Source organism: Halovivax gelatinilyticus, from assembly GCF_024300625.1.
GTDB classification, from domain to species: domain Archaea; phylum Halobacteriota; class Halobacteria; order Halobacteriales; family Natrialbaceae; genus Halovivax; species Halovivax gelatinilyticus.
On record NZ_CP101322.1, the window covers coordinates 2,462,295 to 2,484,210 of the forward strand.

At 62.5% G+C, this 21,916-nt stretch carries 21 protein-coding genes and 1 tRNA gene; 10 read left to right on the forward strand and 12 right to left on the reverse strand.

Features of this window, described 5'->3' with window-relative positions; translation table 11 throughout:
• Nucleotides 1-231: 231 nt before the first annotated feature.
• Both NKH31_RS11625 and NKH31_RS11630 read left to right on the forward strand, forming a co-directional pair.
• On the forward strand, nt 232-1,524 hold the full coding sequence (locus tag NKH31_RS11625; RefSeq protein ID WP_254861965.1) for a hypothetical protein: 1,293 nt from the start codon (nt 232-234) through the stop codon (nt 1,522-1,524).
• Between the two features lie 374 nt (nt 1,525-1,898).
• On the forward strand, nt 1,899-3,125 hold the full coding sequence (locus NKH31_RS11630; protein WP_254861966.1) for an ABC transporter substrate-binding protein: 1,227 nt from the start codon (nt 1,899-1,901) through the stop codon (nt 3,123-3,125).
• Between the two features lie 80 nt (nt 3,126-3,205).
• Here NKH31_RS11630 and NKH31_RS11635 read toward each other — a convergent pair whose 3' ends face one another.
• Nucleotides 3,206-3,916: an ABC transporter ATP-binding protein gene (locus NKH31_RS11635; RefSeq protein WP_254861967.1), complete on the reverse strand. Its 711-nt coding sequence runs from the start codon at nt 3,914-3,916 to the stop codon at nt 3,206-3,208.
• Nucleotides 3,913-4,635, reverse strand: coding sequence for an ABC transporter ATP-binding protein (locus NKH31_RS11640; RefSeq protein WP_254861968.1), 723 nt, complete (start codon nt 4,633-4,635; stop codon nt 3,913-3,915). The genes NKH31_RS11635 and NKH31_RS11640 overlap by 4 nt, the downstream gene beginning before the upstream one ends.
• A gap of 190 nt (nt 4,636-4,825) precedes the next feature.
• On the opposite strand from NKH31_RS11640, the gene NKH31_RS11645 reads away from it, so the two are divergent.
• Nucleotides 4,826-5,683 (forward strand): branched-chain amino acid ABC transporter permease, encoded by an 858-nt coding sequence (locus tag NKH31_RS11645; protein ID WP_254861969.1) that lies wholly within the window; start codon nt 4,826-4,828, stop codon nt 5,681-5,683.
• Nucleotides 5,680-6,807 carry a branched-chain amino acid ABC transporter permease gene (locus tag NKH31_RS11650; RefSeq protein WP_254861970.1) on the forward strand — a complete coding sequence of 376 codons (1,128 nt, stop codon included), beginning with the start codon at nt 5,680-5,682 and terminating at the stop codon, nt 6,805-6,807. Before NKH31_RS11645 ends, NKH31_RS11650 begins: the two co-directional genes overlap by 4 nt.
• A gap of 160 nt (nt 6,808-6,967) precedes the next feature.
• Here NKH31_RS11650 and NKH31_RS11655 read toward each other — a convergent pair whose 3' ends face one another.
• Nucleotides 6,968-7,696: a type 1 glutamine amidotransferase gene (locus NKH31_RS11655; RefSeq protein WP_254861971.1), complete on the reverse strand. Its 729-nt coding sequence runs from the start codon at nt 7,694-7,696 to the stop codon at nt 6,968-6,970.
• Between the two features lie 435 nt (nt 7,697-8,131).
• On the opposite strand from NKH31_RS11655, the gene NKH31_RS11660 reads away from it, so the two are divergent.
• Nucleotides 8,132-10,267, forward strand: a complete 2,136-nt coding sequence (locus tag NKH31_RS11660) for a PQQ-dependent sugar dehydrogenase (protein WP_254861972.1) — start codon at nt 8,132-8,134, stop codon at nt 10,265-10,267.
• Between the two features lie 417 nt (nt 10,268-10,684).
• Here the strand turns inward: NKH31_RS11660 and NKH31_RS11665 are convergent, their stop codons facing one another.
• Nucleotides 10,685-11,461 carry an alpha/beta fold hydrolase gene (locus tag NKH31_RS11665; RefSeq protein ID WP_254861973.1) on the reverse strand — a complete coding sequence of 259 codons (777 nt, stop codon included), beginning with the start codon at nt 11,459-11,461 and terminating at the stop codon, nt 10,685-10,687.
• Between the two features lie 235 nt (nt 11,462-11,696).
• Nucleotides 11,697-11,855 carry an HVO_A0556 family zinc finger protein gene (locus NKH31_RS11670; protein WP_254861974.1) on the reverse strand — a complete coding sequence of 53 codons (159 nt, stop codon included), beginning with the start codon at nt 11,853-11,855 and terminating at the stop codon, nt 11,697-11,699.
• 122 nt (nt 11,856-11,977) lie between these two features.
• On the opposite strand from NKH31_RS11670, the gene trmY reads away from it, so the two are divergent.
• From trmY to NKH31_RS11685, 3 genes are all read left to right on the forward strand, one after another.
• A complete protein-coding gene (gene trmY / locus NKH31_RS11675; RefSeq protein WP_254861975.1) occupies nt 11,978-12,574 on the forward strand; it encodes a tRNA (pseudouridine(54)-N(1))-methyltransferase TrmY in 597 nt (198 codons plus the stop codon).
• Nucleotides 12,575-12,622: 48 nt separating this feature from the next.
• Nucleotides 12,623-12,695 (forward strand) — tRNA-Pro (locus tag NKH31_RS11680).
• Nucleotides 12,696-13,029: 334 nt separating this feature from the next.
• Entirely contained in the window at nt 13,030-13,191 is a 162-nt protein-coding gene (locus NKH31_RS11685) for a hypothetical protein (RefSeq protein ID WP_254861976.1), read from the forward strand.
• A 1,075-nt stretch (nt 13,192-14,266) separates the two neighbouring features.
• Here the strand turns inward: NKH31_RS11685 and NKH31_RS11690 are convergent.
• Nucleotides 14,267-14,701 carry a type IV pilin domain-containing protein gene (locus NKH31_RS11690; RefSeq protein WP_425492262.1) on the reverse strand — a complete coding sequence of 145 codons (435 nt, stop codon included), beginning with the start codon at nt 14,699-14,701 and terminating at the stop codon, nt 14,267-14,269.
• Between the two features lie 757 nt (nt 14,702-15,458).
• On the opposite strand from NKH31_RS11690, the gene NKH31_RS11695 reads away from it, so the two are divergent.
• Nucleotides 15,459-15,656 carry a hypothetical protein gene (locus NKH31_RS11695; RefSeq protein WP_254861977.1) on the forward strand — a complete coding sequence of 66 codons (198 nt, stop codon included), beginning with the start codon at nt 15,459-15,461 and terminating at the stop codon, nt 15,654-15,656.
• A gap of 220 nt (nt 15,657-15,876) precedes the next feature.
• Here NKH31_RS11695 and NKH31_RS11700 read toward each other — a convergent pair whose 3' ends face one another.
• The 4 genes from NKH31_RS11700 to NKH31_RS11715 form a co-directional block, all read right to left on the reverse strand.
• Nucleotides 15,877-16,137 (reverse strand): HalOD1 output domain-containing protein, encoded by a 261-nt coding sequence (locus tag NKH31_RS11700; RefSeq protein ID WP_254861978.1) that lies wholly within the window; start codon nt 16,135-16,137, stop codon nt 15,877-15,879.
• Between the two features lie 78 nt (nt 16,138-16,215).
• On the reverse strand, nt 16,216-16,704 hold the full coding sequence (locus NKH31_RS11705) for an Lrp/AsnC family transcriptional regulator (RefSeq protein WP_254861979.1): 489 nt from the start codon (nt 16,702-16,704) through the stop codon (nt 16,216-16,218).
• 170 nt (nt 16,705-16,874) lie between these two features.
• Nucleotides 16,875-17,174 carry a hypothetical protein gene (locus NKH31_RS11710; protein WP_254861980.1) on the reverse strand — a complete coding sequence of 100 codons (300 nt, stop codon included), beginning with the start codon at nt 17,172-17,174 and terminating at the stop codon, nt 16,875-16,877.
• Between the two features lie 487 nt (nt 17,175-17,661).
• The gene (locus NKH31_RS11715) at nt 17,662-17,979 is read right to left on the reverse strand and encodes an RPA12/RPB9/RPC11 RNA polymerase family protein (protein WP_254861981.1); all 318 of its coding nucleotides are present in this window, start codon (nt 17,977-17,979) and stop codon (nt 17,662-17,664) included.
• A 509-nt stretch (nt 17,980-18,488) separates the two neighbouring features.
• On the opposite strand from NKH31_RS11715, the gene NKH31_RS11720 reads away from it, so the two are divergent.
• Entirely contained in the window at nt 18,489-19,712 is a 1,224-nt protein-coding gene (locus NKH31_RS11720) for a polysaccharide deacetylase family protein (protein WP_254861982.1), read from the forward strand.
• A 218-nt stretch (nt 19,713-19,930) separates the two neighbouring features.
• Here NKH31_RS11720 and NKH31_RS11725 read toward each other — a convergent pair whose 3' ends face one another.
• Nucleotides 19,931-20,431 carry a DUF5797 family protein gene (locus NKH31_RS11725; protein ID WP_254861983.1) on the reverse strand — a complete coding sequence of 167 codons (501 nt, stop codon included), beginning with the start codon at nt 20,429-20,431 and terminating at the stop codon, nt 19,931-19,933.
• Between the two features lie 58 nt (nt 20,432-20,489).
• Nucleotides 20,490-21,791 carry an MFS transporter gene (locus NKH31_RS11730; protein WP_254861984.1) on the reverse strand — a complete coding sequence of 434 codons (1,302 nt, stop codon included), beginning with the start codon at nt 21,789-21,791 and terminating at the stop codon, nt 20,490-20,492.
• Between the last annotated feature and the right edge of the window lie 125 nt (nt 21,792-21,916).

Consider the following 21,916-nt stretch of genomic DNA (forward strand, 5'->3'; position numbering starts at 1 on the left):
GCGATCGACGTCGACGCGTTCGGCTGGGGGCGGTCGTATCCATTACTGGTCTCGATTCGGTTGGACGGAAACGCACCGTCGCCGGCGGTCGATTCGTTTCGCCCGAACGCCGGACGTGTACGAACCGTCGATACGCGGCCGGATCGTGAGCGCTCTGCTGGCGACGTGTCGACCTGCACGCCGCGGATAGGCACCCCCTTACTTAGCCGGCCGACGCCGAACGCACGAGCGATGATTCCATCGAGACGGCGACTCGCAGAACACCTCGTTCCCGACGAGGGGATCGAGGTCGTCGCCTACGGACGGCTCGTCGACGAGTCCGTCCGCGGTACCGTCGTGATCGGACTGACCGATCGCCGGATACTCTGTCTCGCACCCGACGGCGATCTGGTCGACGTGGATTACGCGTCGATCTGTACGATCAGGAGTTTCATCCACTCGCGACTGACGTTCGACGGCGTCGACTCGCGGCTGATCGCCGCCGCCTTCGGTCTCCTGGCGGTGGCGTTCGCGCTCGCCGGCGCCGCCCTCGCCGCGCCGTCGAATCCGACCGAGGCCAGCGGTTCCGGGCTCGCGCTGGTGGTCGTGACGATCGGGGCGACAATCGTCTCGCTCGGCGCGAGTCGTCTCACCCGATCGGAGGCCGTCGACGAGCCGGTCGGCCGTCGGTATCCACCGTTCGGTGCACTCGCTCGGTTGCTGAAGTGGGGCTGGAACGGCGGATACGGACTGGTCGCGTGGGGTGTCGATCGAGTGCGTCGGGTCGTTCCACCGGCCGCAGCCGCGCTGCGGGCGATCGTTCGATCGCTCGCCGGGTGGACGGTGCGAATAGGATTCTGGACGCTCGCCCTCGCTCGTCGCGTCGCGACCGGCGTGTGGGTGGGGTCGAGACCGGCCCGGAGGCGAGTTCGACGGACCCTCGATCCGGTTCGCGCGCGAGTCGACCCGCCGCTCCGTCGGGCGGGTGTCGACCGTCGGTTTCGGGTCGGCGCCGACGTCGCGTCCGATGCGTGGACGTCGCTCGACCGTCGGTGTCGCACGCTCTGGCGGATCGGCCGCGAACGCGCCGCCCGCGTGCGTGTCACCGTCGCCCATCGCCCGTCGGGGCGGTCCGTCGCGAGCCGACTTCGATCGCGCGCCCGAGGTCGATCGGGTAACTCGATCCGTCGGCCGACCCTCGCGGGCGGCCTTCGATGGCTCGCCTCTGCCGCGGCGCTCGTCGCGGTACTCGCGCTGGGCGCCATCCTGCTAAACGGCACCGGGCTGACCGTCGGTCTCTTCGTTGCGCTCTCGATCGGGTGCCTCTGGCTGGCTCGAATCGCGATCCGCGGCGAATCGGATCACCGCTGGATCGAGATCTCCAGACGCCGGGAACGAGAACTGACGGTCCACACGGTCGACGGCGATTCCGTTCGACTTCTGGTCGACGAGCGCTCGTCGATCGACACCGAACTCAGCCGGCTCGCGGCGACGGCATCTCGGCCGACGGACGATCCGACGGTTCCCGAGGTGGTCGCCGGCTAACGGCATCTCCGACGGCGTCGCTCGGTTCGAATCGAATCGGTCGATTACCGCGGAGCGCTCGTCTCGCCCCGGATTCGATCGTCGAACCGGGTCGAGGTGCGTTTCGCTCGTCGGTGATCGTCGAACGACGTTCCGAGGCAGATGCGACTGGCGACGGCACGTAACGGAGCGAGTCTGGAGCGACTTCGACCGATTGGCAACGGACGTCGGGTGAACTGATGGTCGATCGTAGCGATTCACTCGCACAAATACATCCGATCGGACGTAGGTATTTTACAGAACTTCCTTCAATTTTGGCACTCTCTAGGTGATACGTTGGTCTCCTTTTGCATTTGACCGGAATCCTTTTTGAACAGTCGTTCTATTGTGGGGTGATGGCAAACGACACATCACGGACGCCGGTCGCTGGCGTTCGGCGTCGAACGATGCTGAAGGGGACAGGCGTTGCCGGCGTCTCGATGCTCGCCGGCTGTCTCGGTGGAGACGATGACGGCATTACGATCGGTGCCCTGCAGCCACTATCGGGTAATTTCGCGGCGTGGGGCGCCGCCCACGAGGCCGGTCTTGAGTTCGCCGTCGACGAGGTCAACGAGGAAGGATTTCTCGACGAGGAGGTGACCGTCGAATCCACCGATACGGAAAGCGATGCAGGCGACGCCGCGACGGCGTTTCGCCGTTTCGTCGAGGAAGACGGAGCCGTCGGCATTACGGGACCGGTCTCGAGCGACGTGGGGGTCCGGACGGCCCAGATCGCCGAAGAACTCGAGACGCCGATGGTCTTACACATGGCGGGGACCCACCAGCTTCACACCACCCAATCGCAGTACTCGTTTCGGCTCGGATCGCTTCCCGCCCCGATGGACTTACAGCCCCAGGCCGACCTCATCGAGGAACGAGGTTACGAAACGATCGGTGCGATCGTCGCCGACTACGAGTGGGGGCGGACGGTCGAAGACCAGATCGAGGAACTGTTTCCGGCAGGAATCGACCTGACGGTCGAGGTTACCCCGCTCGGGGAGAGCGAGTTCACCCCGTACCTGCGGGATATGCCCGACGACCTGGACCTGCTCGTCGCCACCGGCCACCCACCGGGTTCCATCTCGATCCACGCACAATCCCGTGAGATCGGGTTAGAACACGAGCTGACGACGGGGGCCGGGTTGCCACCGAACGTGATATACGAGGCACTCGGTGAGCACGCAGAGACGTTCGCACACCTTCACGTAACGGACGTCTACGGGGATGCGTTCGCCGACGTGGCGAGTCGGTTCGCCGACGAACGCGGCGAACAGATGTCGACCCACGAAGGATACGGCTACATCGCCGGGCGCGTCTTCGCCGAAGCGATCGACACGGCCGACTCGACGGATTCGACGGAGATCGCGGCCGCGATTCGCGATATCGAGTACGAGACGATCCTGGCGAACCCGCTCCGGTACAACGACTGGGGCGAGATCGACGACGTAAGCGCCTTCTTTAGTACGCTACACGAGGGCGGACCGGAGTACTTCCCGGACGGGGACTTCCACTTAGAAGAAGAGTACCAGAGCGATCCGATGTCGGCCGACCTCGTCGAACCGCTCGTCGACGACGAGCGGTAGTGTCGACCGAAACGGTGTCCTCGTTGAACCGTAAACTGTCGCCTCTCTGATCCGAAAACCGTCTTCTCGTTGAATCGTGGTTACTTACGCAGGTACGCGTTTCGCACTCGATCGCTCTCGAGGAGCGTGGCTGCGTCATCGGCTGCAACGATACGGCCGTTCTCGATCACGTACGCGCGTTCGGCCAGTTCGAGCGCCTTGTGTACGTGCTGTTCGGTGAGCAGTATCGTGATCTCCTCGCTGATCTCGGATACCTTTTCGAAGACGCGCTCGACGAGTTGCGGTGCGAGTCCGACCGACAGTTCGTCCAGCGCGAGGACGCTGGGTTTCGCCATGAGTCCACGTCCGATCGCGAGCATCTGCTGTTCGCCGCCGCTCAACGTCCCGGCGCGCTGTTGGCGTCGCTCTCCGAGGACCGGAAAGAGGTCGTATACCTCCCTTGCAGTACGTTCTCGCTCGGATCGCTGGGTGTACGCGCCCATTTCTAAATTCTCCGCAACGGTCATTTCGGTGAAGAGGTTGCGGGCTTCGGGAACCTGGACGAACCCACGTTTGACGATTTGATCGGGCCGCAACGCCGACCCATCCTCTCCGAAGAGGGTGATCGACCCGTCTTCGATCGAGTGTAATCCCGAGAGAACCTGTAACAGCGTCGTCTTCCCGGCGCCATTTGGCCCGACGAGCGCGACGACTCGATCGGACTCGGTTATCTCGATCGAGACGTCCCACAACACCTGGAGATCGCCGTAGTAGACGTCGATATTCTCCGCTCGAATCAGCGACTCGGTCATACGCCACCTCCGAGATACGCCTCGAGAACGCGTTCGTTTTGCTGGATTGCCGACGGTTTGCCGTCGGCGATGAGCGATCCCTCGTTGAGAACGAGCAGGCGGTCTGTCGTTCCCATGATCGCCTCGACGACGTGTTCGATCCACAGCACCGAGATGCCGAGTTCGTCCCGGATCCGTTCGATTGTCGCCGTGAGCTCGTCGATCTCCGCCGGCGTCAGTCCACTCCCGATCTCGTCTAAGAGCAACAGTTTCGGGTCGCACGCGAGCGCCCGGGCGAGTTCGACGTGCTTTCGCTGGGCCATTGGTAACTCGTGAGCGTCGGTCTCCGCCTGTCCGTCGAGTCCAACGAACTCGATCATTCGATGTGCGTGATCGGTCGCCTCGTCGATCGATCGAGTAGCCTCCGCACCGAAGACGGCCCCGGTGAGAACGTTCTCGAGGACGGTCGACTCGTCGAAGGTCCGAACGATCTGGAACGTTCGAACGATGCCGTGGCCACAGATCTCGTTGGGTTTCGACCCGGTGATCGTCGTTCCGTCGAATCGAACGGTCCCGGAATCCGGGGTGTAGATTCCGTTGATGACGTTGAAGAGTGTCGTCTTTCCGGCGCCGTTTGGCCCGATCAATCCGACGATCTCCGCGTCACCGACTGAAACACTCACGTCGTCGACGGCCACGAGTCCGCCGAATGTCTTGGTGACACCGGAGAGTTCGAGCATAGCGAGGCGAAAACGCTCGACCACCAAATAGTTTTTTGCGATATATCGCCCTGGCGTCCCGATCGGGCCGACGCGGCAAATTCCGACGAACCACACCCTGTTCCGTTCTCGTTGGATAATTTCGGCGTGCTAGTAATATGCATATTTCGGTAAAGTATAAGCACCGGTCGGCGAAAGTACCCGGAAGTTGATGGAGGTCCTCACACTCGCCGAAATCGCCGTCGATGCCCTCGCGAGAGGGTTGTTGTTCGCCCTCCTCGGTGCCGGAATAACGCTGGTGTTCGGGCTCGGTAACGTGTTGAACCTCTCACTCGGGGTCTTCGCCGTCATCGCCGTCATCGTCGGGAGCGAACTGGTCCCGGTGGTGCCAAACGCCGCCATCGCGGCGATCTGTGGCATCGTTGCCGTCGCCGCACTCGGCCTGGCGACGGACCGCGCCCTCCTCTCGAGCGTCTATCGATCCGACGGCGAAGAACGCATTCTACTCGGGATTTTCGTCACGCTCGGACTGGCCATCATGCTCGACGGCCTGTTGTACGCCGAATACCCGCTCCAGTACGGGATCCCCCACGGCGTCGACACCATGACCGTCGCCGGCGTGATGATTCGTGGATCGTCGTTGGTGGTTATCGTCGTCGCCGCTTCGATCCTGCTCGCCTTATTTTTGTTTCTCCGTCGGACGACCCTCGGCAATGCGACACGCACGATCTTCCAGGACGAGACCGGTGCGCTTCTCTGTGGGATCAATCCCCGTCGAATTCGGAGCCTGATTTTCGTTCTTAGCGTTTCGCTCGCCGGGGTTGCCGGTATTCTCTGGAGCCTTCAATCGACCGTCGGCGCCGAATCGGCCTTCGAATTTACCATCTACGCGATCATCGTCTCCATCGTTGGCGGCGTCAGAAACATCGAAGGGACCATCGTCGCGGGCCTGTTGCTCGGCTTTATAAGCGTCTTCGGAAACTACTTTATCGGCTCGTACGAGGCGATGATCCTGTTGTTCGCATTCGCCGTCGCCGTGCTGATTATTCGACCGGAGGAGGTTGCATGACCGACGAGACACCGGCATCCGGTCCCGATGAGTCAGACCCGTCGCGTGAGACTCCCTCCACCAGTCCCGCTTCGGATTCCCGTACCGAGCGTGCTGGCTGGGGTCCGCTCGAACGGGTCCACGAGGCGCTCGACCCGTACGCCGATATCGCGCTCGGCGTGCTCATTCTCGCCATTCTCCCGCAGCTGATCGTCGAGGCAGGAACGACGTACCAGGCCCGACTCCTCACCCTCTTTCTGACGTTCGCATTATTCGTGGTCGCCCTGAACATCGTCTTCGGTCACACCGACCAGCTGTTTCTCTTCGTCGGGGCGCTGGCGGGAATCGGGGCCTACACGACGGCGCTGCTCGCAGAGGCGGTCGGCGTCTCAGCGTGGCTATTTCTCCCGGTCGGCGGCCTCGCCGCTGGCCTACTCGGCATGCTCGTCAGTTACATTTCGGCCCGCCGAGGCATGACGGTGATCGTTATCGCTATTCTCACACTCAGTCTCCAACTCGCGATCATGGAGTTCTTCGTCGGGGCTCGGACCATTACGGAGGGAAGTACGGGCTTTTTCTTCGCCGACCTCGAGCTGACGCTCCTTACGGAAACGGTCGGATTTGAACGATACGTCGCTCACTATTACGTCCTGTTAGCGTTCCTGGCCGCGCTCTTGATCCTGTACCGGACACTGATGACGTCGAAGTACGGTCTCGCGTTCACGGCTATTCGTCAAGACGAAGTGGCCGCCGAATCGATCGGGATCGACGTCGTCTGGTACAAGACGATGGCCGGCTTTCTCGCCGCGATGTGTATCGGCCTCGTCGGTCCGCTGTACGCCCACGGGGAGGGATGGATCGAACCGTCGATGTTCGCGTTCGACACGATCGACGTCCTCGTGTTGATCATGCTGGTCATCGGGGGAATGCGGACGACTTGGGGACCGATCGTCGGCGCTGGCGTGATCATCTACCTCGAAGAGCAACTCCACGCTGCCGGCCAGTGGCGAATGTCGATCCTCGGCCTGCTGTTGATCGTGCTCTTTCTGTACTTCAGGGAGGGGATCGTCCCGAAAACCCGTGAACTTCGGGAGTCGGACGTCTGGACCCGCGGACTCCCTGCTATCGTCGACCGATTCCGGTGAGGATCACTCGGCGCACAGCGATAGTTCCAGACAGCGTGTTCTCCAATGCGTGAACGGCTGATGGCAGTTCGCTGGTCGAATTAGCACGTCGAGACCGCGGCGGTAACAACAGAAAGCGGTGTGGTCTTCGTCTGTTCGGTCACGCGCCGCGTTGAGACAGTTACTCTCCTCCCATCTCGCCCACGCTGCTGGGCGTCGTGGCGTCTGCCTGTTGCCGGGTCGTGACGAACTCGGTGAAGTTATCGAAGACGAGTTTCGCGTTCGTCGCGCGTCGATAGTTCTCGTCGGTGATCCCGTCGAGAACGGCCTCGCGACGGTCGGGCTCTAGGTCTTTTTCGGCCGTCAGGTCGCGGGCGCTTTGTGCGTCGTACTCGGGGTGAAACTGCACGCCGAAGACGGACCCGGCCCGGTAGGCGTGATTCGAGTACTCGTTTCTGGCGAGCTCGGTGGCGTCGGGCGGAAGCTCGACGACCGCGTCGGAGTGGGTCGTAAACGCGAGAAACCGCTCGTCGATGCCCTCGAAGAGGATCGACTCGTCGGTCGCGCGCTCGATCTCGTTGTACCCGATCTCGTAGGCGCCCATGTTGGCGACCTCGCCGCCGAGGACGTCGGCCAGTAGCTGGTGTCCCCAGCAGATGCCGAGACAGGCCAGCCCGCGTTCGATCGCGCCGTCGACCCACGCCTTCGTCTCGTCGATCCAGGCTTCGTCCCAGTAGACCGACGATCGCGACCCAGTGACGACGACGCCGTCGAAGTCGTACGTCTGCGGTAGCGACCCCGTCGTCACGTCGAACTCCGCGAGCGAAGCAGACAGCTCGCGTCGGAAGTTTCGCGGGACGTTTTCGTCCCCGTGACTGGCGTCGAGCATCGCGAGTCGCGGACGTCGCATTCGGTGGCATACTCACGACGGGCCGCCAATAGGCTTTGTGTTCCACTGGCGTGGAACTCGTCGATCTAACGTAATTCGTCCGCATTCAGGTGCGATCGTCCAGCGGTACATCTCGTTCTCCGTCTCCCGGCGCCAATCGGTCGCCGCTGTCAGGTGGTGGAATTCACCATCGGACCGATACGAATCTCTCATGAGTGTACATAGTCAGACATTACCGTCGTCGAGCGATTGGGTGACACGACGCCCTCGCTCGGCGAGGCGATCGCGTGCGACGGCGACAGCCCGTCATCTCGACCACGATCGACACGCGGACGAATCTCTCCCCGTCGGATAACGTCGACATACTCGACGGCACCGACGGGAAAGGCGACGCAACTCTCGCAACGGTGGTTGCTGCTTTTTGTCGACATGGCTGTACGAACAACCGAATTCACGATGACTGACCGAGAGACGAGCGGGGGCGAGCGGCACCGATCGCGGCGGAACGCGCCGGACGAAGGCGGCCGATTCCACAGACGGCGGTTCCTTCAGGGGGTGGCGGCGACCGGCGCCGTGGCGGGGTTGAGCACCGTTGCGGTATCACAGGTCGACCCGGACGAGACGATCGAACTCGACGGGCAGAGCGACGGCTGGATCGGGCGCGCTCCCGAAGCGATAGAAGACGAGCGCAACCCGACGCTGGAACTCGAATCGGGCGAGACCTACGAAGTGGTCTGGGAGAACGTAGACGGCGTCGCCCACAACTTCGTCATCATCGACGAAGCGGGCGAACACCTCCTCGAAACGGACCTCGTGAGCGAGGAAGGCGAGACGCAGTCCGTCGAGTTCGAGGCGGACGCCGAGATGACGGAGTACTACTGTGCGCCCCACCCGCAAACGATGCGAGGCGAGATCGCGATCGACGAACCCGTCGACGAGGTCGATCCCGAGGAGCCCGAGCGCTACTTCCCCGAGGGCCCGACCGTCGGGGCGAACCCGGTCGCCGAGGGGTTGATCGCACCGACCGACTTCGCCGATCCGCCGGGAACCGAGTACCGCTTCGTTACCGACCAGACGGGGGAGATCTACGCGATCGGCGAGGAGGGTCGAGCGGACGACCCGTGGTTCGACATCGGCTACCGGATGGTCGCGGTGGCCGAGGACTTCTACGGCGACGACTACGCCGATCCTGACCAGGACTACGACGAGCGCGGACTGGTCGGCATCGAGTTCCATCCGGAGTACGAGGAGAACAACCGGTTCTACCTCAATTACAGCGCCCCGCCGGTCGATGAGATGCCCGACACCTGGTCGCACGTACAGGTGATCTCGGAGTTTCAGACCGACGAGCCCGGAGAGGGCCCCGACCCGGACTCCGAGCGACGAATCATCGCGTTCTATATGCCCCAGTACAACCACAACTCGGGGCCGATGGCGTTCGGGCCCGACGGCTACTTCTACGTGCCGATGGGCGATGGCGGCGGTGCCGACGACCGGATGGACGGTCACGTCGACGACTGGTACGACGAGAATCAGGGTGGAAACGGTCAGGACACGACGCGGAGTTTACTCGGCGGCGTCCTCAGAATCGACGTCGATAGCGAACCGACCGAACACCCGGCGCGCGGCTCGTTCGTCCACCTCGACCTGGACGAGGAGGCGGGGGCGCCAGAAAACGGCGATGGCTACGCCATCCCCGACGATAACCCGTTTTCCGAGGGCGAAGATCTCGAAGGCGAGGGTCTCGAGGAGTACTACGCGTGGGGACTTCGCAACCCGTTCGGCATCACGTTCAGCGAGGACGAGCGGCTGATCGTCGCCGATCCCGGCCAGGTGCTCTACGAGCCGGCCTATCAGATCGAGAGCGGTGGAAACTACGGGTGGAACGTCCGCGAGGGGTCACACTGCTTTAGCACCGAAACGCCCGCCACGCCGCCGGACGACTGTCCGATCGAAACGCCCGAGGACGTTCGCGGCGGCGAGCCGTTGATCGATCCGGTCGTCGAGTACCCGCAGGTGTACGAGGGCGAACCCGTCGGCATCGTCATCGTCGGCGGTCACACGTACGAAGCGGATGCGATCGAGGAGCTGGAGGGGAAGTACATCTTCGGCGACTGGACCGACGACCAGGGCCGCGTGCAACCCCGCGGTCGCGTCTTCGCGGCGACTCCCGAGGACGTGCCGCTCGTCTCGGAAGAGCGCGGCGAACACGGCAGTCGCCCGCGCGAGGATCTCTGGGAGATGGAAGAGGTGCTCTTCGATGGCAGCGAGGACGGAAATCTCCAGCACTTCGTCCGCCAATTCGGCCGCGACCGGGACGGCACCGTCTACGTCCTCGCCAACCGGGTCGGGGTTCCGGACGGCGACACCGGCGTCGTTTTCGAACTCGTTCCCGAGGGAGAAGGCGTCGAACTCGACGAACCGGACGTCGACGAGCAAGACGACGAAGAACCCGAGAACGACGTCGCACCGGACGACGAGGAAGAGCCGGAGGAACCCGAGAACGACGTCGCGCCGGACGACGAAGAACCGGAGGAACCCGAGAACGACGTCGCACCGGACGACGAAGAGCCGGGGGACGAAGACGAGTAACGCCGCTTCGTCGTCTGCTCAGTCAGTAGTCGGTTGCGGTATCGCCCGTCGGCGCCGGGGTGTGGTCGTCCGTGCCGATCGAACTGCATCGAGGTAGCGGTATCAGCGCATATCGGTCCGCCGCCGGTCGACGCCGGTTCGGTACCAGTCCGGTCCGTCGTCGATCTGGTCTGTTGGCCGGTCGAATCGGACTCGCGAGCGGTTCGCCTCGCGAGCTCGGCGTAGCTCACCCGATCGTCGTCGGTCGTTCCATCGGGTGCGTACCGGCCGTCCTCGGAGACGGCGATCGGGGCCGTCCGGTCACCCCACCAGGCTGCCCGAGCGCGGAGCGAGGGTCACGGTCGGAGCCGCGATAGCGGCGACGGTACAATCCGTCCACGTAGATACTGGTGCCGGGTCCTGCGCTGGAGTCTGCGCTCACTCGTCGAAGCGCGCCGCGAGATCGCCCAGCAGGAGATCGTTGACCGCCCGCGAGCGCTCGACGTAGGCGAGGTGGCCGCCGTCGATCGGCCGTAACTCGCCGCGCGGGAGCGCGTCTGCGAGGGCGCGACCCGAGTCGGGCGGGACGAGCGCGTCGTCGGCGCCGTGATAGATTGTCACGGGGATCGTCACCCCGTAGCCCCACTCGGTCGCGTCGAACGGTTCGAGCGCCGCGACCTGCGCGTCGAAGCCAGCGCTGGTGGCGTCGCCGTCGCTTCGCCACTCGATGATACCGTCGAGGACGTCCGGCTGTTCGGCCAGGAACGCCTCCGAGAGGAGCGATCGCGTTCGCGCTTCGATCACGTCGGGGTCGTCCGGCGGGGCGAATAGCGGGTCGAGATCGAAGTCGGCGCCCCGGACGCCGGTTCCGAGCAGGGTGAGGCTCCCGATTCGGGTGGCGTTCCGGGCCGCCCGGAGCGCGATCGCTCCGCCCAGTCCGGCGCCGACGACGTGGGCGCGCCGGGCGTCGACGGCCGCGAGGATCGCTCGGAGGTCGCCCGCGAGCTGGTCCATGGCGTAGGGTCCCGCCGGTCGGTCGGATCGCCCGGTCCCCCGGAGGTCCCAGACGACGCTTCGGTACGGCCCCGCGACGGCGGCGTGCTGCCAGCCCCAGGACCACCCGCCGAGGCCGGCGTCGGGGACGAAGACGACGGTCGGGCCGTCGCCGGCCGCTTCGTAGAAGAGCGTGACGTCACCGCTCGACGCTGTTGGCATACCTCACGTTCACCGGTCGCCGGAGACGACGCTTTCGGTTCGTCGGTTGGTGTTGTTCAGATACTACTGTGAGTAATCGTTCCTTCGTTAGAGCCTCAAAAGCCCCCTTTTACTCCCCCCAGTTGGTTTGTGCCGGTCACCGCTGCGTCTCTGAACACGGCCCGTCGGTGGAGCCCGCGGGTGTGACTCGCCCGCCCCGACATCCTCCAGCACGCGTTCGTCTCTTCGGCGCCGATTACCAGAGCTGCGCTCGCGGGGTGTCACAGCTGTCACAGACCACCGCCCGGTTTCCCTTGTACGTCCCGAGTTCGAGTTCGCCGCGCTCGCAAACGGGACAGTCCTCGCCCCGTAACCGTCGCAAGATACCGCGCTCGCCCAGTTCTGCGTTCGCCATACCACCTGCTCTCGCCGAGCCGACCGATACCGGTTGACCATGCCTATGCAACCAGTGAGGTGCGGTAGAACGGGCCACGGCGAAACCGGGTCACCTTTCTCGGTCGTCGGCGAGGTTCACCCATGCGACAGTTCGTCTGTCTCGGCCACGACGTCCCGACCACGCCGTCGTTCTCGCTCGACGACCTCGCCGGCGGTGCCGGTCGGCTCGACGCGCTCTGTCGGTCGCTCACGGCCGCGTTGCTCGTCTCCCACGGCGTCCGCGAGGACGTCCGCGTCCACCTCGTCCTCCAGGACGAGTTGACGATCGAAGTCGACGGGAGCGAGGTTCGCCGACTCAATCCCGACGAGCGCTCGACCGCCGCCCGCATCCGGACCGCTCTGGACCACCGGGACGAGGCGATCGGGGCGCTTCCGGCCGAACCGAGCCCCGGATTCGCGGTCTATCGCCGCGGCTTCGCGGAGACGCTGGAGACCGTCGCGGCGTCGGGAACGATCGTCCAGCTCCACGAAGACGGCGAGCCGGTCGATTCCGCCCCGCTGCCCGACGAGCCCACGTTCGTACTCTCGGATCACGGCGACTTCACCGACGCCGAGCGGGACGTCCTCGATTCCATGGCCGACCGGCGCGTGCGTCTGGGACCGATCGCGTTGCACGCCGACCAGGCCATCACGATCGCCCACCACGCGCTCGACACGCAGGGCTACGCGCGATTTTGAACGCGACAAAGCAAGAATTATACCCGGCCGTCGCCTTCCTCCGATTGCGGGCCGGTGGGGTAGCTTGGTATCCTTCGGCCTTCGGGTGGCCGTAACCGCAGTTCGAATCTGCGCCGGCCCACTTCTCCCGCACCGCAATACGAGGAGCGATGCGTGGCGCGATAGCGCCACGAGGACGCGAACGGCCACGCCGTGAGCGACAGTGACGAGTCTGCGGTGCGTGGAGAGTGGATCCACGCAGATGCGAATCAGGGAGGAGCTTCGCTCCGACCGTGGTTCGCAATCTTCGCCGGCCACTAGATAGAAACCCCGTTTCCCGCATTTCCCGATGGGTAGCTGCCGAATTTCAGGAGTTTGTGTGAGGTCTCTGGGACAGCTGCTCGCAAAGATCGAGCCGATAGAGAAGAAAGATCATACATCGAAACATATTCGCCACCACTCTCGGAGGGTAGCGCATGAACGAAGCTCTTTACCAACCACTTACGCTACTGCTTCTCTCGTATCTCACGGCTTTTGTGATCGTGCTATCGGTCACGTTTCTGAGTCTCGGAGCTGTGCTCGGTGCTGTGGTTCTCGGTTCCGCGATCGCATTCGTGTCCATCTTCGGCGTCGAGTAACGAGCATTCCATCCGCTGTGCGACTCGTTCGATGGCTACCATCATCGGTCGGTGGCCTACCCAGAAGGAGCGAGAGACCATGCAAGCGCGACAGGGCGACCGTTCGGTCGCTACGGGGCTGAGCCCGATGTCCAGGATGACCTAAATCGGGGTCTACTGGTCGACGGAGACGGTACGAGAGCTCTTCGAGTTCTTCATGTTCCCACGCTGTCGCCAGTCTCTCCGCTACTTCTGGCGGCCTGTGGTTTTCACCAGGTGATGTTCGATACTCACCCCGGATTCGATCTCTTCATTTCAGAGTTTACACACGACTGGTGGTTTGCTGGCCAAGTCGAGTATACGCTGGGAACGGGCAAAAGCACGCCGTAGGACCCTGCGGGAAATCACTTCGAGAGTGACAGCGGACCGGCTACGGTCTGAACACACAGGGGCTGAACAGGACGGTACTTCCAGATGAGCCGCCTGGTCGAAGGCGACGAGTGCGAGCGGTGGACGTCGGACACCTAGCGGCGCTGTCTAGAGTGTATTCGTGAGATGTGGCGAGTTCGAGTGATGTTTTGTTACTCAGCATTATTATCTCGGTGGTTATCCCCATCTGTTCCCGGTTGAAGTCGCCCCAGTCGCGCGTCTCGTTACTGAGGTAAGCGATGAGCAGCACCACGATCGTGGCGACGAACCCAATGGATCTCGACGCCTGCGGCGGCGTACAGCACGCCGGCCAGATCGAAGTTGATCGTTCGAAATCACGGCCGATTCGATACCTCCCATTAGGAGGGAGACAGCAATGAACAACGGTGATATCAGTGCTTCAATCAGGTCTACTCCACGTTCTTGTGACCTTGCCACGGGTCAGTACCCAGGTGTGACTGTCTTGATTCGTGACTCAATCTCAGAAAGTAGCATTTAAATGAACATTTGGGGAAGTTGGCACCAGTGAGTTTGTGTGCTGTTTTTGTATATTCTGGTCGGGAGCCTCGTAGCCCGGTCGCCAACCCTGTTATGCAAGGTTGTATCGGTGGTACAGACAGCAGAAAGAAGAAATTCGTCCGATACTTTGACGCTTCTCGGACGCTATTTAGCTAAGATCCCAATCGGTGTGGTCAAGGTCAACACTGCTACTGACGATGATTCCATCACTCGGCTCGTGAACCAGCTGAACTGTTACAGTCTCTCCATCTAGGTCCGCAGATCCACTGAATCCACTTGCGTCAACGCTCTCGTGATCTCCAACACCAAAGCTACTCTGGGTAGTTGGGAAGTCTTTATTAGCATCCTCGCCTTGTATATTTACAACAACATCTTCAGCTTGAAACGAATCTCCTCCATCGTGAGAAAAGGATATTGTGTCATCGTCCACAGAGATATCGATCTGTGAATTTGGCGTAGATTCGCTTCCCGGCCCGATGTCCATCACGAAGGCAGCGATCACGGCTGCCAGAATGACGGTGATGGCAACCATTAGGATAACTCCTATTACGGGAGAGACCGCGCGTTTGTCGTCCGTTCCCACCAGCTTGTCGCGTAGTGTGCGTCCGTTCATTGTTCTTGTCACCTCGACGAGTTGAACGGAAAACTTATCGTGTGGTTCGGTGACCACACGCACGACGGGCGAGGAAATGGGCTAATATCCCGCTCGGCCGTCCATCGTCGTTTTCCGATTCGACTGTCGGGTACGAGAGAGTCAACAGCACTCCGATAGTATAAATGTATCTGCCACATAGCCTCACTTGACAGTATAGCAATCGGAAATATTCCCGTCTGAAGATTTCCAAGGGGGTGAAGAACGGGTCCAAGGGCCGATTGAAATCCCTCACACGTCCGAAATTGACTTCGAAACCTCCCAACTTCGATCCCTAAAATAGTACCGATAACCGCACGACTCGATACGAATACCGACTCGACGGGTGAGTAATCGGCACTGGCAACCAAACGGTGACGATGCGCGCACCTCTACACGTCAGGATATGCACACGTTCGAACCAGGGTTGGCCCGTTGGTTCGACTCCCCCTATCGATACCTATCGTGCCCGACGATCTCGCGACTAGCCAAGACGCTCCACTCACAGATCACCGCCGATATACTGCGAAGGCGGTGAAACGGACGCTAGCGAGCGGTCGCCGCAGAACCGGCAATCCACGCCGCTCGGCCGGCCAGCACCCTTTTCTCAATTCGATCGGAATCGGCACAGGTGACCCAACAGATATCCGGAAAGCTATCGAATCGAGCCGACTGCGACCGTCTCCCCGATGGAGGATCGCGGTAACGCATGTCGCGAGCAAAACGAATCGGCCAGTTCGTTGCCGTCGCCCTGCCGAGCCTGTTCATGCTGCTGTGGACGCTCGACGCAGCGCTCGTCCTCGGTGAGGACGTTTTCGTCATTGCGCTCTTGCAAGTGGTCTTCATCGCCGTGTTCATGTGGCGCTGGCACGCCCCGCCGCAACCGAGCGATTCGGACTCGTTGTGAGGAATCGACGTTCATCGACGCGGGCGAGCATCAATCTCTCGACCGACCCCATCCGTCGACGATGAGTGCGCGACGCGGCGCTAAGAGGCGTAAACGATCGTAATCGCGAGTGTACCCACTATCTGACTCAGTTTCGGAGGCGACGATTCCCGAAACAACGCAGAAAATCCAGCATATGATCGCGCTATAACGGCCAGATCGAGCGAAGCGAACCTGCTTCTCAGGATACCTGCGTACCGTTGTCTACAATCGAGACATATCCATCAGAGAATACGCTGACCTCGAATGTCTTGTAGTTGAATATGATCTTTCCAAGCCCCTTCTTATCCGCGAAAAGAGTTTCCAGGGCCTCAGTATCTACGACGTCGTACAACGGAGGAGAGAGTTCGAGGGGATCGATACCTTCCGCTTCGGCGACCGATTCAACGACTGTCTGAGTGACGCTGCTCTCACCAACTTCGTCGGCGTGAATCGCTCTCATAACAACTGTACCCCGCTGACCTACTTAAACATGTTGTCTGTTACACATTTACCAGCGGTACTTAAACCGGTCTGGCAATCAGCCAACGTCGTCCTCGTCTGCGAATTCTTGGCCAAAATGATTGTACGGTTTCGCCTGTTCCTGCTTCATGATCTCGACGCGTTCTATCTGGACACCTCGGGAATCCAGTTCTGCGAGGCTCTCCTCTATGCCGTCCTGGCTGTGTCCGACCAACTCTAACGACAGGTTCGCATTGCTTGACAGTAATTCTCGGACGCTCACGACGCCGGATATTTCCATGATTTCATCCACTCGGTCCGCTCTCTCTGATATGGGAACGGTCGCAGTTACGAGCAGATGGTGGCCGAGTCCGGCTTTCGTGTAGTCTACGATCGTGTGGTACCCCTTGATAACGCCCTCCTCTTCGAGCCTGTCGATCCGATTCGTTACCGTGCTCGAAGAGACGCCGACCTGATCGCCGATATCGGCGACGGTCCGTTTCCGGGCGTCCTGCTGAAGCAGGTAAATGATCCCTTTGTCTACGTTGTCGATTTCATCGGGGCTCATATTCACCGTTCTCTCTGTAAGCGAACGAGCGAAAAGACGCTTGCCCGCGTGATCAACGAATGCTGACCGCACTGATACAGCCCGTTCGAATTCCGTCCGCCCCCTCAACCCGGTCTGACTAGTGATTTACACGGCGAGAGCTTCCCCGTCACCGACCGAGTCTCGACCTCCTATATGTCGAGGCTCGTCGGCGGGACGCGACAGCCACAGGGCGTGACCATGCTGGTCATCGGCCCGGCGATGGTGACGCCGATGACGGGCCCGCCACACTTCGGACAGTCGGGTGTCCAGCGGGGCCGTCTGGGGTAGCCGCCGTTCTCACTCCAGTCGTCGGACCCGGGTTTGTCATCGGATCTGTTCTCGCACCGCTCGTCTCCGCCCGACCGGTCGCACCGATTCTCGTCCGGGTCCGAGCCATCGTTATCACTAATTCCGCCGCTTCCGGCCGTCTCGCTGCTGTTTTCGGACACGTTGCTCCCGAGACGCTTATGGTGGTGTACACTATATCTGGTCATGCTTCTGGAACCTCTCGGTTCGGAAGCGCGTCTCGGGTGCTGCGACACCCGGGACATTTCTGAGCGCACGTCCCCGCGACTGAGTGGAGACGCACTTCCAGTGTGACGTGTGATCCGATTAAACTTATAGCTAATTGATATCGCCGGACAACAGGCCTGTATCACAACAATTCGGCTGATATCCGAGTCACTACCATTTTCTAAACTCACGGCGGACCAACACCCCGATTCCGAAAGCCGATGTGACGTGTGACCGCATTCGAAACGCACGCCCATCAATCGCAACCGATCACCACCGACCACGTACCCACCGCCTAGCCACCGGCGTCCTCGTCTTCAGTGGAGAGCACACCCAGCGGACAGCAGGTGCGTATCTGCGTTCAACGCCCGAAGAAGAGGAGGGGGAGTCTGTGCGTATGGAGGGAGTTCGCGAGGTGCGCCGTCAGGTCTCGCGCCACTTGTGGCCACACTCGACGCAGGTTAACAGTCGAACCTCGTAGGACCCGCCGGGCTTGGGAATCATCTCGTAGGAGGCCCGGTCGCTGTCGCAGTCGTCCGCTGGACAGGGCACTTCCATCCTCTCGGTGGTGTCCTGGGTCACGTCGGCCACGGCAGGCGCCCCGTCGTCTCGCTGGCCCTCCCGGATCGCCATCGCCGCTTCCGCCTGCGATTCCCGCGGGTTCTCGTTCTCACACGAGCGACACACCCACGTCTCGCCCTCCGTGTGCATCATCGACCCGCACTCGTCGCAAAATTGCATTGTACCTGAATCTAGGAACGTGGCAGATATAGGTTTTTTATTCGACTCCGGTCGACGCAGCGAGCGGTACCGGGCATTCCCGACGTCGATACACTGGCGATAGCGCTCGTCAGTCCCACCGTCTCTCCCTTCGCTTCGAGGGAGTGGCGTCGCCATTTCGTTTACCGGGCGACCGACGATCAGGCCCGACCGAATCATCGGGACCGATTTACTCGCTCGATCCGCTCGCCCACTTCGATCCCGATCCGCCTGACCAAACCGACCGCCCGATACGCTCACCCTAGCCGCCCGTTCTCGCGCGTTCACTGATCGTACCGCCGACAAATCCTCCGCGCTCGTCGATCTGACCGACACCGTTCGGAACTGACCCGTCCGTCGCGCTGACGGTGTACGACAGACCTGTCACTCGTGTGGCTCGCATACTCAATTACCAACCGAAACATAACAAACCCCTCCGCTACGGTGGCTTCGGCGTACACTCACGCATGAATCGACGCACCTATCTGACGATGTCCGCAGCGACGGCGACCCTGGCCGTCGCCGGTTGTGCGGGTGACGCCGGCAGTGACGACGACTCGAACGAAACCGACGGCGACGACAGCTACGGCGACTTCGACGAGGACGAACCGTCGGAGGCGCCGCCGGACCTCGCGGGAACCTGGGACGACTTCGAGGACTTAGACGACTGGGCGCCGATGGACGGCTCGCTCGACGCCGATACGGACCAGTACTTCGAGGGATCCCAATCAGCGCTGATCAGCGTCCCGGAATCGGCCAACAGCGGACGGATCATCCGCACGCTCTCTTCGCCGCTCGACTGCTCCGAGGTGGTCCCCGGCCTGGCGATGGCGTCGGACGGCCCCGGCGCGCCGTCGATCCAGCTGTGGGACGAAGACGGCGCCAAAGCCGAGTACCGCCAGGAGACCGACGCCACCCACCCGTTCGTCCGTCGAAACTTCGGCCTCTCGAAGTACGAAGGCGACGTCGACCTCTCCCGGATCGGCGAGATTCACGTCGTCCACTGGACCGGCGACGAGTTCGAGGGGCAGCTCTGGGTCGACGACCTCTACTTCTCCCCGCGGAGCGAGGAGGGCAAGATCCAGATTCAGTTCCACGGCGGCTACGAGGAGGACTACACCGTTGCGTACCCGATCCTGGCCCAACACGATCTCGAAGCGACGACGTTCGTGGCTACGAATCGCGTTCGCGAGACCCAGAACGCCGAGGGCGACCGGCTGACCGTCGAGCAACTCGACGAACTCGCCGACGCCGGCTGGACCGTCGGTAGCTACGGCCGCCGGGGGTTACAGTCCACCGACGTCGACCCGGACGAGCGCGAAGCCGACGTCTACGAGGCCGTCGATTGGCTCAACGACCGCGGTTACGACGGCGCCGGCTTCTTCGCGTTCCCTGGTGGCCGGATCGAGGATCGGGGGTACGAGGCCGTCACCGAGGCGCACGACCTGGCGTTCGCGGGTCGCTTCCCGTCGCAGGGCCACGCCGCGAATCCCCACCTCTGTCCGCGGATGACGAACCCAGATCCGGAGGAGGCGCTGAACCTGCTGGAGTGGACCGCGACCGTCGGCGGAATCACGACGATCGCGTTCAATCGCGTCGATTCGGAGGCACAGACCGCCCTCGAGGCCCTCGCGAGCGAGCTGTCCGCGTACCAGGAAGAAGACGTGCTCGAGGTGATCACGCCCCAGGAGATGGTAGACGAGTACGTCTTCTGAGGTTCACAACAATCCGCCGGCCCCGCCGAACCGGGTAACGCCGGTCCGGCCCGAGTCTTCGCACCCCGTTTTTCCGTCGGTCGTTGCGCCCGATCCGATCGATCGTTGCGCCCGATCCGATCGATCGTTGCGCTCGCCCGTTCCGATCCGTCGACGGTTCGTTTCCCGTCGATCGGTACGCTCGCCGTCAAATCCGTCGACGGTTCGTTTCCCGTCGGTCAGTCGGCGACTCGAACCTCGACCTCGTCGCGGGCGGTCGCCAGTCGGAAGGTCGGTACGGTTCGGTACTCGACCTCGACGACGCCGGTCCGGCGGAGCCGCTTTAGGCCCGAGCGAACGTCGTCGACGTCCGGATCCAGATCCGTCTCCGCGCGGACGCGTTCCAGTACGGCGACGACGCTCACCGACCGCTCGTCGGGACCGGGGACGACGTCGAGGATCGCCGATTGCAACCCGTCGACGCTAATTTTCGAGGGAACGGCGCCTTCTTCGGTGCTCTCGACGCCCGGTTCGACGTCGACGAGGTCGGCCGCCTCGGGCGTCGCCCTGATCAGGCTGTTGTCGTCGCGAAAGTAGTACTCCGAGAGTTCGGATTCGAGGTACTGGTGGACGTCGCTGCCGCTTTCTAGGTCCCACCTGTCCTGCAGTTCGCTGTTTTTCGTCGGTTGCAGCTGCACCACGTCGGCGAGGCGATCCAGCGCCTCCTCGGAGAGGGTCATCGTTCGACCGTACGAGAAATCAGTACTTTTGCGTTGCGCACTGTCACCGTCCGACGACTCATTCGGCCAGCGACGGCCGGTCGGCGACCGCCGCATCCAGGGTTTCGTCGACCTGCGTCGCGACGAGTACCACCCCGACCAGCGCGAGAAGCGAGGCGAACGCGAACGGGACGATGAACCCGAAGCCGACGAGAAAGCCCGAGACGAGCGGACCGATCGCGATCCCGAACCCGAACGCCATCGTCAGGACCGACAGCGTCGTCCCGGACTCGCCCTCCGGCGCCAGGTCGCCGGCGAGTGCGAGTCCCGGCGCGAACACCATCGCCCCGGCGATGCCCTGGCCGAGCCTGGCGACGAACATCGTCTCCGGCGTCGTGACGACGCCCTGCGCGAGCGTCGTCGGGATCAACAACACCATGCCCCAGAGGATGAACGGTCGGCGACCGATGCGATCGCTGGCGCCGCCGACGGGCGTCTGGAGGGCGATCTGGGCGAAGATGAACGCGGCGAACTGGAGGCCGAACCAGGTCGAGCCCTGATCGAGTTTGGCGTTGACTTCGTTTTGGAGCGTCGCGAAGAGGGCGATCCCGATCATCATGAACAGGGTGACGATGCCGAGCGTGATCACGGGATTGAGCAGGTTGTCGCCGCGGGGATCGGTGATGCGTATCGACGGCGACCCGCCGGCCGTCGCCTTGGTCCGCTCGGGGTCGCTGATCAGCACCGAGACCATCGCGAGGCTGACGAGGGCGGTGACCGTCGCGATCAGGAACGCCATCTCGAAGCCGCTCACGGTGAACGACGGGGTTCCGAGCGACAGCTCGTAGGGTCCGGCGGCGACGACCGCGCCGGCGGCGACCGGCCCCGCGCCGAAGCCGACCAGTCGAAACGTGTTGTAGATACCCATGCTGCCGCCGCGGTGACCGGCCGTCGCGAGTTCGTTTATCAGGGCGACTGATGCCGGGACGATGAACGCGACGCTGACGCCCTGGAGCGCCCGGATCACGACGAGCGAGAGGTAGGATCCGGCAAAGAGGTAGAGGAAGTTCGTCGTCGCCAGGCCGGCGAGGCCGATCACGATAAAGCGCTTTCTGGCACCCCGGCTATCGGAGAGGCGACCCGTAAACGGCTGTAACAGGCTGTTCAACAGCCCGTACAACGAGAGGATGATCCCGATGACCATCGCCTCCTCGAGCCCGAACGTCTCGCCCGTGACCACGTCGCTCGCGACGTACAGCGGGATCACGATGATGAGAAACGAGTTGCCGATGCCGTCGGCGAGTCGGGCGAACGCCAGCGCGAAAATTCGTCGGTCCACCGCGAACGCCGCGCGAACCCGCGAAGTCACCGACTGGCGCATTCGATGAGAGTTCGGCGCGGATCCTCAAGTGCATTTCGAACCGAAATACGACTTCGATCGATCGCGTCGCTCCACGGACCGACGGTGCGACTCGCGTCCGACTCGTCGGCCGACGTGACGGTCAA

What these genes read in the sequence shown, in the direction of transcription:
- NKH31_RS11700 (WP_254861978.1), bottom strand. Translation starts at nt 16,137, where the DNA reads ATGAGAGCGATTCACGCCGACGAAGTTGGTGAGAGCAGCGTCACTCAG.
- NKH31_RS11670 (WP_254861974.1), bottom strand. Translation starts at nt 11,855, where the DNA reads ATGGCGAACGCAGAACTGGGCGAGCGCGGTATCTTGCGACGGTTACGG.
- NKH31_RS11705 (WP_254861979.1), bottom strand. Translation starts at nt 16,704, where the DNA reads ATGAGCCCCGATGAAATCGACAACGTAGACAAAGGGATCATTTACCTG.
- NKH31_RS11685 (WP_254861976.1), top strand. Translation starts at nt 13,030, where the DNA reads ATGAACGAAGCTCTTTACCAACCACTTACGCTACTGCTTCTCTCGTAT.
- NKH31_RS11650 (WP_254861970.1), top strand. Translation starts at nt 5,680, where the DNA reads ATGACCGACGAGACACCGGCATCCGGTCCCGATGAGTCAGACCCGTCG.
- NKH31_RS11665 (WP_254861973.1), bottom strand. Translation starts at nt 11,461, where the DNA reads ATGCCAACAGCGTCGAGCGGTGACGTCACGCTCTTCTACGAAGCGGCC.
- NKH31_RS11695 (WP_254861977.1), top strand. Translation starts at nt 15,459, where the DNA reads ATGTCGCGAGCAAAACGAATCGGCCAGTTCGTTGCCGTCGCCCTGCCG.
- NKH31_RS11730 (WP_254861984.1), bottom strand. Translation starts at nt 21,791, where the DNA reads ATGCGCCAGTCGGTGACTTCGCGGGTTCGCGCGGCGTTCGCGGTGGAC.
- NKH31_RS11720 (WP_254861982.1), top strand. Translation starts at nt 18,489, where the DNA reads ATGTCCGCAGCGACGGCGACCCTGGCCGTCGCCGGTTGTGCGGGTGAC.
- NKH31_RS11625 (WP_254861965.1), top strand. Translation starts at nt 232, where the DNA reads ATGATTCCATCGAGACGGCGACTCGCAGAACACCTCGTTCCCGACGAG.
- NKH31_RS11645 (WP_254861969.1), top strand. Translation starts at nt 4,826, where the DNA reads ATGGAGGTCCTCACACTCGCCGAAATCGCCGTCGATGCCCTCGCGAGA.
- NKH31_RS11725 (WP_254861983.1), bottom strand. Translation starts at nt 20,431, where the DNA reads ATGACCCTCTCCGAGGAGGCGCTGGATCGCCTCGCCGACGTGGTGCAG.
- NKH31_RS11655 (WP_254861971.1), bottom strand. Translation starts at nt 7,696, where the DNA reads ATGCGACGTCCGCGACTCGCGATGCTCGACGCCAGTCACGGGGACGAA.
- NKH31_RS11635 (WP_254861967.1), bottom strand. Translation starts at nt 3,916, where the DNA reads ATGACCGAGTCGCTGATTCGAGCGGAGAATATCGACGTCTACTACGGC.
- NKH31_RS11630 (WP_254861966.1), top strand. Translation starts at nt 1,899, where the DNA reads ATGGCAAACGACACATCACGGACGCCGGTCGCTGGCGTTCGGCGTCGA.
- NKH31_RS11715 (WP_254861981.1), bottom strand. Translation starts at nt 17,979, where the DNA reads ATGCAATTTTGCGACGAGTGCGGGTCGATGATGCACACGGAGGGCGAG.
- NKH31_RS11640 (WP_254861968.1), bottom strand. Translation starts at nt 4,635, where the DNA reads ATGCTCGAACTCTCCGGTGTCACCAAGACATTCGGCGGACTCGTGGCC.
- NKH31_RS11660 (WP_254861972.1), top strand. Translation starts at nt 8,132, where the DNA reads ATGACTGACCGAGAGACGAGCGGGGGCGAGCGGCACCGATCGCGGCGG.
- trmY (WP_254861975.1), top strand. Translation starts at nt 11,978, where the DNA reads ATGCGACAGTTCGTCTGTCTCGGCCACGACGTCCCGACCACGCCGTCG.